The sequence below is a fragment of the Clostridium sp. J1101437_171009_A5 genome (assembly GCF_015547905.1).
Classification (GTDB): Bacteria; Bacillota; Clostridia; order Oscillospirales; family Oscillospiraceae; genus Pseudoflavonifractor_A; species Pseudoflavonifractor_A gallinarum.
This window is the reverse complement of sequence record NZ_JADMVY010000006.1, coordinates 110,125-122,597: the sequence shown is the minus strand read 5'-3', so window position 1 is coordinate 122,597 and position 12,473 is coordinate 110,125. Positions and strand designations below refer to the sequence as shown.

At 51.5% G+C, this 12,473-nt stretch carries 13 protein-coding genes and 1 riboswitch; of the genes, 7 read left to right on the top strand and 6 right to left on the bottom strand.

What is annotated here, in order from left to right:
• Positions 1 to 140 precede the first annotated feature (140 nt).
• Positions 141 to 1,676, bottom strand: coding sequence for a cardiolipin synthase (gene cls / locus I2C21_RS09940; protein WP_195279194.1), 1,536 nt, complete (start codon positions 1,674 to 1,676; stop codon positions 141 to 143).
• On the bottom strand, positions 1,673 to 2,353 hold the full coding sequence (locus tag I2C21_RS09935) for a TVP38/TMEM64 family protein (RefSeq protein ID WP_195279193.1): 681 nt from the start codon (positions 2,351 to 2,353) through the stop codon (positions 1,673 to 1,675). The genes cls and I2C21_RS09935 overlap by 4 nt, the downstream gene beginning before the upstream one ends.
• Before the next feature lie 330 nt (positions 2,354 to 2,683).
• A riboswitch (NiCo riboswitch) is annotated at positions 2,684 to 2,767 on the top strand.
• A 106-nt stretch (positions 2,768 to 2,873) separates the two neighbouring features.
• Here I2C21_RS09935 and I2C21_RS09930 point away from each other — a divergent pair.
• The 3 genes from I2C21_RS09930 to I2C21_RS09920 all read left to right on the top strand — a co-directional run bounded on the left by I2C21_RS09930 (position 2,874) and on the right by I2C21_RS09920 (position 5,792).
• Positions 2,874 to 3,803 carry a cation diffusion facilitator family transporter gene (locus I2C21_RS09930; protein ID WP_195279192.1) on the top strand — a complete coding sequence of 310 codons (930 nt, stop codon included), beginning with the start codon at positions 2,874 to 2,876 and terminating at the stop codon, positions 3,801 to 3,803.
• Positions 3,804 to 4,213: 410 nt separating this feature from the next.
• Positions 4,214 to 4,789: a TetR/AcrR family transcriptional regulator C-terminal domain-containing protein gene (locus I2C21_RS09925; RefSeq protein WP_193538371.1), complete on the top strand. Its 576-nt coding sequence runs from the start codon at positions 4,214 to 4,216 to the stop codon at positions 4,787 to 4,789.
• Between the two features lie 136 nt (positions 4,790 to 4,925).
• The gene (locus I2C21_RS09920; protein WP_195279191.1) at positions 4,926 to 5,792 is read left to right on the top strand and encodes an EamA family transporter; all 867 of its coding nucleotides are present in this window, start codon (positions 4,926 to 4,928) and stop codon (positions 5,790 to 5,792) included.
• A gap of 93 nt (positions 5,793 to 5,885) precedes the next feature.
• Here I2C21_RS09920 and I2C21_RS09915 read toward each other — a convergent pair whose 3' ends face one another.
• Positions 5,886 to 6,914: a hypothetical protein gene (locus I2C21_RS09915; protein WP_195279190.1), complete on the bottom strand. Its 1,029-nt coding sequence runs from the start codon at positions 6,912 to 6,914 to the stop codon at positions 5,886 to 5,888.
• Positions 6,915 to 7,144: 230 nt separating this feature from the next.
• On the opposite strand from I2C21_RS09915, the gene I2C21_RS09910 reads away from it, so the two are divergent.
• From I2C21_RS09910 to I2C21_RS09895, 4 genes are all read left to right on the top strand, one after another.
• Positions 7,145 to 8,422, top strand: a complete 1,278-nt coding sequence (locus I2C21_RS09910; RefSeq protein WP_195279189.1) for a radical SAM/SPASM domain-containing protein — start codon at positions 7,145 to 7,147, stop codon at positions 8,420 to 8,422.
• Positions 8,423 to 8,428: 6 nt separating this feature from the next.
• On the top strand, positions 8,429 to 9,301 hold the full coding sequence (locus tag I2C21_RS09905) for a DegV family protein (protein WP_193538367.1): 873 nt from the start codon (positions 8,429 to 8,431) through the stop codon (positions 9,299 to 9,301).
• 287 nt (positions 9,302 to 9,588) lie between these two features.
• Entirely contained in the window at positions 9,589 to 10,206 is a 618-nt protein-coding gene (locus I2C21_RS09900; protein WP_193538366.1) for a CatA-like O-acetyltransferase, family 2, read from the top strand.
• 60 nt (positions 10,207 to 10,266) lie between these two features.
• Positions 10,267 to 11,025: a MerR family transcriptional regulator gene (locus I2C21_RS09895; RefSeq protein ID WP_195279188.1), complete on the top strand. Its 759-nt coding sequence runs from the start codon at positions 10,267 to 10,269 to the stop codon at positions 11,023 to 11,025.
• Between the two features lie 128 nt (positions 11,026 to 11,153).
• On the opposite strand, the gene I2C21_RS09890 is transcribed toward I2C21_RS09895, so the two are convergent.
• Genes I2C21_RS09890 through I2C21_RS09880 form a run of 3 tightly spaced genes read right to left on the bottom strand, consistent with a single transcriptional unit; the run spans position 11,154 to position 12,472 of the window.
• The gene (locus tag I2C21_RS09890; RefSeq protein ID WP_195279187.1) at positions 11,154 to 11,753 is read right to left on the bottom strand and encodes a TetR/AcrR family transcriptional regulator; all 600 of its coding nucleotides are present in this window, start codon (positions 11,751 to 11,753) and stop codon (positions 11,154 to 11,156) included.
• Between the two features lie 19 nt (positions 11,754 to 11,772).
• A complete protein-coding gene (locus I2C21_RS09885; protein WP_193538361.1) occupies positions 11,773 to 12,132 on the bottom strand; it encodes a dihydropteridine reductase in 360 nt (119 codons plus the stop codon).
• Positions 12,133 to 12,136: 4 nt separating this feature from the next.
• On the bottom strand, positions 12,137 to 12,472 hold the full coding sequence (locus I2C21_RS09880) for a hypothetical protein (RefSeq protein ID WP_186964352.1): 336 nt from the start codon (positions 12,470 to 12,472) through the stop codon (positions 12,137 to 12,139).
• Between the last annotated feature and the right edge of the window lies 1 nt (position 12,473).

The following is a 12,473-nucleotide window of genomic DNA, read 5'->3' as shown; positions in this document are numbered from 1 at the left end:
AACAGAAATTCCTGCGCCTGACCGTCAGCACAGAAACCCGAGGAAATGGATAGCTGCGTTTTGCTCCCGCTGGATTGGTAGCTTCCCGAGGTTGTGCGCCGTTTTTCTGGGGTATCAAACATGGAGAATTCTTTTCCCTGTTACATCAGCGGTGCAAACAGACGGAGAATATCCTGAAACAGATGCACAAAGAAATTGCTGCGGCAGTTTTTCTCCAGAATGGGACGGCAAGTCTGCAAAGTGGTGAGAAAATCCTGCTTGATGTCTCGGACCGCGGAACTGCCGAATAGAAGCGCTCCACACTCAAAGTGGAGATACAAACTGCGGAAATCCAAATTGGTGGTGCCAACGGTGGCAACCCGGTCATCGCATACAAAGGTCTTTGCGTGCATAAAGCCCTTTTCATATTCATAGATCCGGACCCCCGCGCAGACCAAATCCCGATAGTAGGAGCGAGTGGTCATGTGAATGGCCCACTTGTCCCAGCGGTGGGGCGTAATAATCCGCACATCCACACCGCGCTTTGCCGCCAGCGTTAAAGCGGATACCATGCTGTCATCTACAATGAGATAGGGGGTGTTGATATAAACATAGTTCTGGGCCTGATTTAGGATCTGAAGATAGACGTGCTCTCCCACATTTTCCGTGTCCAGAGGGCTGTCGGCGTAGGGCTGCACAAATCCTTCTCCCGAAACGGTACAGAGTTGTTCTGACCAGGGATAATAGATTTGAAAGTCCTCCTGCTGCCCGGTACAGATCTGCCACATCTCCAGAAACATAATGGTAAAACTCCATGCAGCCTTGCCTTCCACCAAAATTCCAGCGTCCTTCCAGTGTCCGTGCTTTTCGATAGCGTTGATATACTCATCGGCCAGATTGATTCCGCCGGTGTAGGCCACTTTTCCATCGATCGAAATAATTTTTCGATGGTCCCGGTTGTTCTGCTTGGCAGTCAGAAAGGGGCGGAAGGGGTTAAAGAGCACACATTCAATTCCAAATTCCCGCAGCTGTTGGGGATAGTTTTGCGGCAACAGGAGAAAGCAGCCAATATCGTCATAAATCAGGCGTACCTTGACGCCTTGGGCGGCCTTTTCTTTCAGAATGGACAGGATGGAGTCCCACATGTGCCCCTCCTGCACAATAAAGAATTCCAGAAAAATATAATGCTCTGCCTGTTCCAGCGCAGGCAACAGGGCCTCAAGAAGCCTTTCACCGGGTGAAAAGTAGCGTACCGAGGTGTGATCGTAAATGGGAAAGCCGGCAGTGTTCTGAAGGTATCGCACCTGAGGGAGCAGCTCTCCCAAGCATTCTTTGGCCGCATCATATCCGGTCCCGGGCAGGGCAAACTGCGCCGCATTCTCTGTTTCTGCGGTGCGGACCTTTTTAGCTAGACTGCGGGTGGGACCCTGAAAATGGAACATGAGATAGAGCAGTCCGCCAAAGAGCGGAAAGAGCAGGATCAGAAAGACCCAGGCGGTTTTATAGGCGGCCTTATCTCGCCTGGATACAATATGCAGCGCCGTTAAAAAGCTCAGGATCGTCAGTACTGCATTTAAAGTTTGTGAGATCCGCCCGCCCCGGACCAGCAGATGGATCAGAAATGCGGCCTGAGCGACCAGCAGGAGGATCACCAGAATCCGTCGGCGAAATAGTTGCCGAAACCATTTCTGATTCATACATGGCCCTCCTTTCCCTTTTGTCGCTTCAGATAGATATAGTAGAGCAGGGTCGACAAAACAGCCAAACCAACAGATAATGCCGCAGAGATCCAAAAGGCAGGCGAGGATGGATCCTGAATGCTGAGGCCCATAAAGGTGGCCAATATCATTCCTGGAAGGATTCCCAGGGTACCTCCCAGAAGATTATGAAAAAAAGGGGTGTGGGTAGCGCCCAGATACATGGTAACAAGATCTCCGGGCAGACAACTGATAGCGCGCAGGAAAAAGCAGAGAAAGAGGGAATGGTTCTGCTGTTTTTCCATAACAGTTTGAAATTTGGGATATTTCTGGGTCAGTTTGCTCACCTGACGGAGACCTAAAGCGCGGCCGATCCAGTAGGGAATGGTCAGTACGATCCATATTCCAAGGGAATTGATGACCAAGGCAGTGATGGTGGGGAAGAGATATCCAGCAGCCATTTCTAATAGGAGCAGAGGAAAGAAAATAGTTGCGCTCTTCAGTCCATAGCACAACAGAAGGAGGCCAGCGGCCAGAAGAGGATTTTTTGATGGGAAGGTTACGAGTGTGTCCAAGGAAATGCCGGAACGCAGGACCAAAACAACAGCAAGTCCCAAAAGGACCCCACCCAGGATATATGCTGCTGCATAAAACCACCGTGGACGATGTTTTCTCATGGCGGACCCCTTTTAAAAGAGGAAGGACTGCCCGTGGGCAGTCTCTCTCCAACAGGACAACCAGCCCGAAAGCGGATGAAATGTCAAGTGAAATCCTCCTATCTGTCTTATGTGAGGAATATTGTAATCATAAAATCAGATTGTTTCATTGGGCAAAGCCCTGCTTGCGTTACACTTTTCCTCAGTTCCATTGTTAGTGTTACATTTTGCGACAAAACCAGCCGTTTGTCCCATGATTTTTGGGAGAGAATTCTTGACAAAGAGCCGCTTTCTCGGTAAAGTGAAGTCACTCTTTGCACTGCATTACATTCCATTTGGAATGCAAGCTCAACAGTACAAACTGAACAGGCGATGACCAGCGGGTCATTTGCCGGGCCAGAATGGCAGCAGACATGAAGCATCTGCGGGACAGTTGTATGCCCCGCAGGTGCTTTTTATATTCACTTGGGGAAACGAGAACTTTGAATGTGTGCGGATAAGAGCAATCCCTGATCATCCACTATGAGTAGGAGGAGTTTCCATGAACACAGTAAAAAAGAAGACCGACACCGTGTCCCGCAGGAATGCCGTGGATGAAGCGGCTGCAATCCGTAAGATGTCATTTGTCAGTGTTGCCGGCAACGCAGTGCTGTCTGGATTCAAATTGTTTGCCGGGATCACAGGCAACTCCGGCGCCATGATCTCCGATTCGATCCACTCCTTTTCCGATGTGATCACCACGGTGATCGCCTGGATCGGCGTAAAGGTCTCCAAGAAAGAAGCGGATTCCGACCATCCTTATGGGCATGAGCGCATGGAGTGCATCGCATCCCTGCTGCTGGGGATCGTTTTGCTGGCGACTGGACTGGGCGTCGGCAAGGTGGGTGTGGAACACATCATTTCCGGCAGCTATGAGACCCTTGCCATCCCCAGCGCGATCGCTCTGGTGGCCGCCATCGTCTCTATTGTGAGCAAGGAAGCCATGTATTGGTACACTCGTTATTATGCCAGGCTGATCCACTCCTCAGCATTTTTGGCGGATGCCTGGCACCATCGTTCCGACGCCTTTTCTTCCATCGGCTCCCTCATCGGCATCGGCGGTGCCATGCTGGGCTTTCCTGTGATGGACTCTGTGGCCAGTGTGGTGATCTGCCTGTTCATTGTGAAGGCTTCTTACGATATTTTGAAAGACGGCGTGGTCAAACTGCTGGACACCTCCTGTGGGAAAAGCTATGAGGCGCAAATGGAACAATACATTGCTACGCAGGAAGGTGTGGTCCATGTGGATTCGCTCCGTTCCAGAATGTTTGGAAACAAGGTCTATATTGATCTGGAGATCCAGGTGGATGGGGAAAAGTCCTTACGGGATGCCCATGAGGTGGCGGAGCATGTCCATGATGTAGTAGAACAGACCTTCCCGGATGTGAAGCATATTATGATCCATTTAAATCCAGCCAATGGAGTTGGCTGATTCCCATAAGACGACTGCACAGAACAGATTGGGACACAAAGACGGATTTGTCCAAAGATGAAATGTCGAATTGAGTTGAGAATATTCCGGCGATATGATATACTTACCACTATGTAAGGGAGTAGTCAGCACTTTGGTGTGGTGATACCAACATACTGGAACTTTCCTGGTATTATCTTAAATGACGAGACTTATCTGTTTGGGCAGGTAAGTCTCTTTTTTTATCTGCCGGAAGAATTTCTTTTGGTCGGTAACCCTGTGAGAATCGGGAACCCATGACAATTTTATCGGTCATTACTTTGGTGCCAAATACAAATCAAATTTCGAACCGGCAGACGGAATCATATTGTTTCTCATAGGAGCTTTGATTTTGGTGGAGCATTTTCGGATGTGATGAAAGGAGACTGTGTATGGCAGATTCCAATATTACAAAGCGGGCATTGGCGGCTTCTTTGAAAGAACTGATGATGGAGCAGCCCTTTGATAAAATCAATGTGGCGCAGATCTGTGAGCGCTGCAACATGAATCGAAAGAGCTTCTACTATCATTTCAAAGACAAGTATGATCTTGTAAATTGGATTTTTGATACAGAATTTATTGAACTTCTCAAACATGAAAATTTGAGTATCAGTTATAGGGAACACTGGGTTTTTATCGAGAAGATTTGCGGGTATTTTTACCAGAACCATTCATTTTATCGTAAAGCGCTACAGATCAAGGGACAAAATTCCTTCAGCGATCATTTCCAGGAGTATATGCGGCCGTTTATAGCGGAGCGCATTTCCAGTTTGTTTGGAGGGGAGCAAGTAGACGAATTTACTTTGGATTTTTTTGGCGATGCGGTGATATGTACCATGGAGCGATGGCTGCGGACCAAAGAATGTATGCCGCCGGAGCAGTTCGTGGAAAAAGTAAAGCGGCTCACAGAAAAATGTGCGCATTTTATCTGTCAGGAGATGTCTCAAATGGAACAAGCCCCTTTTTGATGGAGGAGCATAAGAATGCAAATAAATATCTCTTGACCAAAAGGGAAGTGACAGAAGATACCTTATCACCCAAGCAGATTACGATCGCCACCACAGACCGCTCGTCGGATATAAAATATAATTGGAGGAAAAGGGAATGTGGTTAGTGGCAGCAATTTTATCATCCGTTTTTGCAGGATTAACTGCCATTCTTGCAAAATGTGGGATCAAAAAAACAGACTCTGATATTGCAACCGCTATACGGACCGTGGTTGTACTGGTGTTTTCTTGGCTGATGGTTTTTGTGGTCGGTTCTGCTGGTACCATCACACAGATCAATTCAAGTTCATTGTTGTTTTTGATATTGTCCGGGGCTGCAACGGGTGCTTCTTGGATATGCTATTTCAAAGCACTGTCTATCGGCGATGTAAACAAGGTCCTTCCCATTGACAAATCCAGCACGATCCTCTCTGTCCTGCTGGCAATCATTTGTTTTGGGGAGACAGAACATCTCCTCATGAAATTGATCAGCACGTTCCTACTGGGTGTGGGGATCATTTTGATGGTGGAGAAAAAGAAAACCAACCGTGAGGTCACAGATCATACATACATTTTCTATGCAATTGGCTCAGCGGTGTTTGCTGCACTGACATCCATTCTGGGAAAGATCGGCATAACTGGAGTGGAATCGAATCTGGGGACAGCAATCCGAACGGTCGTTGTTTTGATCATGGCATGGGGAATTGTCTTTATGAAGGGCAAGCAATCCCAACTCCGGCATCTTGATCATAAAGAATTGGTCTTTTTGTTCTTTTCCGGTATTGCAACGGGCGCTTCGTGGCTGTGTTATTACTATGCCATTCAAAACGGAGTGGTAAGTATTGTTGTTCCTATTGATAAAATGAGCATCCTTCTCACAATTGCATTTTCCTATTTCGTGTTTGGAGAGAAGCTGAGTAAAAGAGCTGGAGTTGGTCTTTTTCTTATGACAGTTGGAACGCTGACGATGACCTGCTTCGGATAGCGTTTAAAAGAGGTACGAATAGGAAAACAAGCGGTTTTCTTCGGACAAAGAGAGAGCGCATCGCATGGATATTGCGATGCGCTCTCTTTTCTCTTATCGAGAGGATGCCGGTACAGATTTGGGATAGGCTTGCCGAAGAAGGGCGATCAGCCCCTCCTGGAACAGATCGCCGAAGGGGGCGCGGTCGGGATGATCCAGAGCAAACAACTGCCCTTTCTCATCAAAGAATGCACAACAGGAGTCATCCGAGATAATCTCGTCCAGATTTTGGGTGTCGCAAGAGAGTTCCCAAGGGACGGTATGATAGGATTGTCCCTTTCTCACTTGTATGGCCGCCTGATGGGCCAGATGCTGAATGTTTACCGGGCAGCCCGGCTTAGCCGCCAGTGCGGTGAATAGGGGATGCAGCTGCTGGGCCTCATTGAACAGATCTCCATTCAGGATGAATTGCAGATCTTTCTGTGAGTAGGGGTAATAGACCGAATAGGGCAGCTGAGCATTTCGCAGCATCGTACAGGCCTCATCGGCTCCATCCTCCCACCGAACCACAGGCATGAGGTGCTTGAGGGGGAGGATTTCATCCAAAATCGCATGGTTTATATCTTCCGACCGACAGAAAAGGAAAAACGCACTGTTAGGATGGCGCTCGATCAGGGGGAACAGCTCCAGTGGATCGCTGTGAGACAAGAAAATCCAACTGTAAATTCCAAGCTGCTCTCCCTCTTGGATGGCGAGGTCATATTGAGGGAGGTGAGTGGAATAGGGATCATCCATTAGAAAGAGCACCGTCCAGGGGATGTTGAAGCCCAGGCGCTTTTCATTCATGCGGATGCGCTGGGCACCCCAGGTGCAGCTGTTATAGCCCAGGTTCATGCCGAACTTTACCAGGTGTTCTGTCTCGATGTGGTTGACGGCATCCTCAATCAGTGTATAGTATGCGCTTTCCTCATGCTCCAGCATCGTGCGGGCTGTCTGAAAAAAGTGGCTCTGAAATCGGCCGTCTGAAAAGTGCAGTGCCATATCCACTAAGTTCCGAATGCTCCGTTTGGGGTTTTCTTTCAGTCCCTTCAAGGTTTGCCGGACGGTGGTCTCAATTAAGATGCGGGACATGCTGTTTTCCATAGATGGGTCTCCTTCCCGGATAGCTGTATATGACTAAGAGATAAAAAAAGCTTAGTGCCACATGAGCGCAGGAACAAGGGACAATTGATACACTTTGTCCCAAAAAGTAACGGCGGCTATGGGATGTCGTAATTTTTGACTGGCAATGTATTATGTCCCGTGACTTTTCGTGGTGATTCCCTATAATGTGCCTTAACCAGCCGGAATTAGGCAATGAAAGGATGATTCATATGAACGTGAAAGACAATATGCAGAACTTTGCCATTCATCAGGCATTGAAGTACATTGAAGGGAACCCGGAGGAGAACATCCCAAAGCTCATGTCCTTGGTGGACCGGTTTACACCGGAGGGGTGGTATCAGAGCCAGCGGGATGCCATCCGTCAGGTCATTGAGGAAAAGAACAACAGCCTGAAGGGCAGCGCTACCCAAGATGAGGTCAAAGCCCGTGAGAATTGCAATGTTCCCTGGGCCATTCTGCTAGACCCCACCTCTGCTTGCAATATGCACTGCACCGGCTGCTGGGCGGCTGAGTACGGAAACCAGCTCAATCTCAGCCTGGAAACCATCGACTCCATCATCCGTCAGGGCAAGGAACTTGGCACCTATATGTATATCTATACCGGCGGCGAGCCCATGGTGCGGAAGTCGGATCTTATCAAGCTGTGTGAGATGCACCCGGACTGCGAGTTCCTCGCCTTCACCAACGGAACCTTGATCGACGAGGACTTCTGTAAGGAGATGCTGCGGGTGAAGAATTTTGTCCCCGCCATTTCTCTGGAGGGCTTTGAGGAGGCCAACGACTCCCGCCGGGGCAAGGGTGTGTATCAGAAAGTCAAACAGGCCATGACTCTTTTGAAGGAACATCATCTTCCCTTCGGCATCTCCACCTGCTATACCAGCCGGAACTATGCGGATATTACCAGCGAGGCGTTCTTTGACTACATCATCGACAGTGGCGCCCTGTTTGTCTGGTTCTTCCACTATATGCCCGTGGGCAATGACGCAGCCACCGAGTTGCTGCCTACCCCGGAGCAGCGGAAAGAGGTATACCACCGAATTCGGGAGTTCCGCCAGAGTAAGGCCATCTTCTCTATGGATTTTCAGAACGATGCGGAATATGTGGGTGGCTGCATCGCCGGCGGCCGGAACTACCTGCACATCAATGCCAAAGGCGATGTGGAGCCCTGCGTATTCATCCACTACTCCAACTGCAATATCCACGACACCAGTCTGCTGAACGCCCTCAAGAGTCCGATCTTCATGGCGTACCACGACAACCAGCCGTTCAATGAAAACATGCTGCGGCCTTGCCCCATGCTGGAAAATCCCGAGGCGCTGCGGGCTATGGTGAAAAAGACCGGCGCTGTGAGCACCGACTACCAGAGTCCGGAGAGCGTGGACCACCTCTGCGATAAGACGACGCCCTATGCGGAAAGCTGGAAGGGCACGGCGGAGGAGCTTTGGAAAGGATGCGGCAGCTGCACTGCCTGCGGAAAAAAGGAGTAACGTAAGATGGCTCCCTATCAGATCTTTACCGATGCAACGGCGGATTGCAGCCCCCAATGGCTTGCATCACTGCCCCCTGTCGGTATCGTCCCGATGCGAGTTGAGATCGGTGGTCAGGAATATACATATGGCCCGGACGGCACAATTTCAGCCCAAAGGTTTTATGACCTCCAAAAGGAAGGAAATTATGCCTCCACCTCGCAGATCACCCCCATCCAATATTTCCAGTCTTTTGAACCGGTACTGAGGGCGGGAAACGACATTTTGTATTTGTGTTTCTCCTCCGGCATGTCCGGGACCTTTCAGTCTGCTCAAGTGTGTGCGGAGGAATTGCGAGAGGAATACCCGGAGCGGAACATCATATGTCTGGATACACGATGTGCCTCGGTGGGAGAAGGATTTCTGGTCTGCGAGGCGGCCCGGAGGCAGGCTGAGGGATATACCCTGGATGAACTGGCCGGATGGGTGAGCCGGCATCGTCTGGAGGTCTGTCATTGGTTTACAGTGGATGTGTTTGACCATTTGCGGCGGGGCGGACGGGTGTCTGCCGGGACTGCGGTCCTTGGAACGGCTCTGCAGATCAAGCCGCTCCTCCATGTGAACCAGGACGGAGAACTGGCTGTGGTGGAGAAACCAAGGGGGCGAAAGCAGGCCATCAAGGCCCAGTTGGCCAAAATGGAACAGGGCTGGTCGCCTGAGATGGGAAAAACGGTTGTCGTGGGCCACGGTGCTTGTCCAGATGGCGCACAGGCCTTACAGACTGCTATTCAGGAGCGATTTCCGGAAGCGAAGGTCTTCACAGCAGATATTGGGCCTATCATTGGGGCACACACCGGCCCTGGTATGCTGGCACTGATTTATTGGGGAAACACACGCTGATTGATATCGTATGTGAGCAAGTGAGCAGGCGTCTCTTTTGGGAAAGAGACGCCTGCTTCATCATCGACTGTGTATAAGCCGTCACCAGTCCTGTGCACCGCCAATCTGCGTCCCGGAAATTCACTCGGTCAAAGGTAAAGGAGCTTACGGATAGGGTAGACATTATATCTTCAAGTTATGGCTTTGGAGCATGGGAATCAGTTGCTGGTTATGAGGCGCTATGGTATGATATGGATTACTTACCGCGGCCATCCGAACCTGATTTGACGAACAGAATGGAGAACCATATGAGAGAAGTAGACCCAAAGAGCACCTCCCGGGCACAGGCCTTTGCACTCTGGATGAAGGCGCCCATGCCCATGGTGACTCTGATGAAAACCTTGGATGTAACTCCGCTGGTGCGCCTGAGCCGGAAACGGGGCTATAGGTTCAATATGCTCCTGTGCTGGTGCATTGGAAAGGCGGCGGCCGGGATGGAGGACTTTTACCTCCTTCCGGTGGGCGACAAGCTGATGCAGTACGACCGCCTGGCCGTCAACACGGTGGTGACCACCCGGGACGGCGGCATCGCCACCTGTGATATTCCCGTTTCCTCGGATCTGGAGCAATTCAGCCGGGATTACCGGAAGCTTACCGGACAGGTCCACGAGAGCGGGGAGAGTTTTGAGCTGGGCGAGGAGTATATGGTCATCGGCACCTCCGCCCTGGCGAGGTATGAGATCGACGGTGCGGTGAACATTTATGCCGGATGCTATAACAACCCCTTCCTCATCTGGGGCAAATACCGGAAAAGGTGGCTGCGGGCCACCCTGCCGGTGTCCTTCCAGTTCCATCACACCCAAATGGACGGCATCCCCGCGGCGGAATTTTTAGAGCGGCTGCAGCGGCAGATCAAAGAAATTTAGCATTTCCCCTTGACTCTGACGCTCCGTCAACTGATACCCTATCCTCAGGGAGGGATGTTTATGGAGTATTCCATTCAGGAGCTGTCGCGCCTGTCCGGGGTGACCACCCGCACCCTGCGCTGGTACGACCAGATCGGCCTGCTGAAGCCCAGCCGGGTGGCGGAGAGCGGCTACCGCTACTACAGCGGGGCGGAGGTGGACCGGCTGCAGGACATTCTCTATTACCGGGCCCTCGGGGTGGAGCTGGCCCAAATCAAGGAATGTCTGGATAATCCCTCCTTTGACCGTCTGGCCGCCCTGCGCAGCCATCTTGCCGCATTGGAGATGGAGCGGGAACGGCTGGAGCAGCTCATCCGGTCGGTGAAAGACACCATCGGAGCGGAAGAAAGGAAGGAAATCATGAGCGACGAGCAGAAATTTGAGGTGTTCAAGCAGCGCACGGTAGCCCATAACGAGGAGGTTTACGGAGCAGAGATCCGTGCCAAGTATGGCGATAAAGAGGTGGACGAGGCCAACGCGGTGGTAATGAACCTGACCCGGGAACAGTATCAGGAGTGGACGGACCTGGGCCGGGAGATCCAGGAGCGTCTGGAGGCTGCCGTCCGGGCAGGGCTGTCCCCGGAGAGTGAGGAGGGGAGGGAGGTCACCACCCTCCACCGCCGGTGGCTCACCATCACCGGGAACCGGTATGACCCGGCCAGGCACCGGGGGATCGCGGAGCTCTATGTGATGGATGAGCGGTTTACCGCCTACTACGACAAACAGGTACCCGGCTGCGCCCGCTTCCTGCGGGACGCTGTCGTCCACTGGGCAAAATAAAGCGAAAACAGGCTCAGGGCTGCACCTGGTGCGCAACCAATCAAATGCAAGCCTCCCCTCCTCTGTTGTTTTCTTGACAGCAGAGGAGGGGAGGCTTTCTATCATGCAGGAGCTCTGCAGCACGACGGTTATTCCGCATGACTGATGTCTTTGTGCCGTACGCAGGACTCAATAATGTCGGCGATCATCTCCACCTCATCGGCGCAGTCCTGCCGCAGCCACTCCTTGACGATGGCGATGATGCCCTCCACATAGTAGGCCATGTAATAGGGGCGGTGGGCGGACGGGACCTCAAACCGCTCCAGAATGGGGCCGAGGATATGCTGTTTCAGTTCCCCATATCGCGTATGAGCCTGCATGCTGCGTGGGTTCCGGAATGCCGCCCGGTAGACCTTTTTGTTGTCCCGGATAAAGCGGAGATAGGGGAGAAGATATTCCCGGGTGACCAACACAAGGTCTTCCCGCGCTAGGCTGCCCATATTCCCCAGAATTTCTTCTTCCTGCTGGGGGAAATAGGAGAGAAAGCGCTGGTTGATCATCTCCAAGGTCTCACTCACCAGGTCGGCGATGGTCTCATAGTGCAGGTAGAAGGTGGAGCGGTTCACACCGGCCTGGTGACAGATCTCTTTCACCGTGATGTATTCCAGGTCCTTCTCCTCCAGCAGGGCCAGGAGGGCCTCATCCATCCGCAGGGCGGTATTGAAGTATTTGCTTTCGGACTTGTTCATCTGCCGCCCTCCTCTCATTTTACTCGGCGGATTCGCTGATCTCCCGGGCCAGCTGCATGATCTCAAAAGCATACTTTTCCTTGCCGACCCGGAGAAGTTTTTTATAGATGGGGTAGTTGAGCCCCACGCCGACAAGCCCCAGAACGCCCAGGAGGACCCCGGCTCCCGTCATGAGAACGCCGCCTCCTCCGATCACATGCATGGAAAGGCACATCCCCAGGCCGAGGACCAGCGCCATCCCGATACCGAAGCCATAGGCGAAGAGAGTCGCCGCGCGCTTTGCTTTCCAATCCAGCTTTCTCAGGGCGACGACCTTGGAGGTATCCTTGGGGGCATATTCATTGGCAATGGCTTCCGCAAAAATTTTATCCGTGTTCATGGTATTATTCTCCTCGTATGATCCATTCTCTGCAGCTGCTGATATGATCATAGGGGATATAAGGCGAAAAGAGAACAACACGGTTTGGGTTTTGTGCTGATTTCAAAAACGGCATCGCAAAAAAGAGCCGCACGCCCACATTTTCCTGCAGATTGCGGTAGAAGAACTGGTAGTCATACCGGTGGAATACACCGTGGGAGAAGATGGGCAGCTCATAGACATTCAGACCCACCTGGCGGTGATAGGGGACAAAGAACCGGGCGTCCTGGTCGTAGATCCCTTTTTCCATGTTGGTGGCGCCTAGGAAATCGCTTTTGGTGGTGTCATCGTCCATGGACATG

Excerpts from the sequence above, each read along its gene's own strand:
- cls (WP_195279194.1), bottom strand. The coding sequence starts at position 1,676 with ATGAATCAGAAATGGTTTCGGCAACTATTTCGCCGACGGATTCTGGTG.
- I2C21_RS09935 (WP_195279193.1), bottom strand. The coding sequence starts at position 2,353 with ATGAGAAAACATCGTCCACGGTGGTTTTATGCAGCAGCATATATCCTG.
- I2C21_RS09930 (WP_195279192.1), top strand. The coding sequence starts at position 2,874 with ATGAACACAGTAAAAAAGAAGACCGACACCGTGTCCCGCAGGAATGCC.
- I2C21_RS09925 (WP_193538371.1), top strand. The coding sequence starts at position 4,214 with ATGGCAGATTCCAATATTACAAAGCGGGCATTGGCGGCTTCTTTGAAA.
- I2C21_RS09920 (WP_195279191.1), top strand. The coding sequence starts at position 4,926 with ATGTGGTTAGTGGCAGCAATTTTATCATCCGTTTTTGCAGGATTAACT.
- I2C21_RS09915 (WP_195279190.1), bottom strand. The coding sequence starts at position 6,914 with ATGGAAAACAGCATGTCCCGCATCTTAATTGAGACCACCGTCCGGCAA.
- I2C21_RS09910 (WP_195279189.1), top strand. The coding sequence starts at position 7,145 with ATGAACGTGAAAGACAATATGCAGAACTTTGCCATTCATCAGGCATTG.
- I2C21_RS09905 (WP_193538367.1), top strand. The coding sequence starts at position 8,429 with ATGGCTCCCTATCAGATCTTTACCGATGCAACGGCGGATTGCAGCCCC.
- I2C21_RS09900 (WP_193538366.1), top strand. The coding sequence starts at position 9,589 with ATGAGAGAAGTAGACCCAAAGAGCACCTCCCGGGCACAGGCCTTTGCA.
- I2C21_RS09895 (WP_195279188.1), top strand. The coding sequence starts at position 10,267 with ATGGAGTATTCCATTCAGGAGCTGTCGCGCCTGTCCGGGGTGACCACC.
- I2C21_RS09890 (WP_195279187.1), bottom strand. The coding sequence starts at position 11,753 with ATGAACAAGTCCGAAAGCAAATACTTCAATACCGCCCTGCGGATGGAT.
- I2C21_RS09885 (WP_193538361.1), bottom strand. The coding sequence starts at position 12,132 with ATGAACACGGATAAAATTTTTGCGGAAGCCATTGCCAATGAATATGCC.
- I2C21_RS09880 (WP_186964352.1), bottom strand. The coding sequence starts at position 12,472 with ATGTCCATGGACGATGACACCACCAAAAGCGATTTCCTAGGCGCCACC.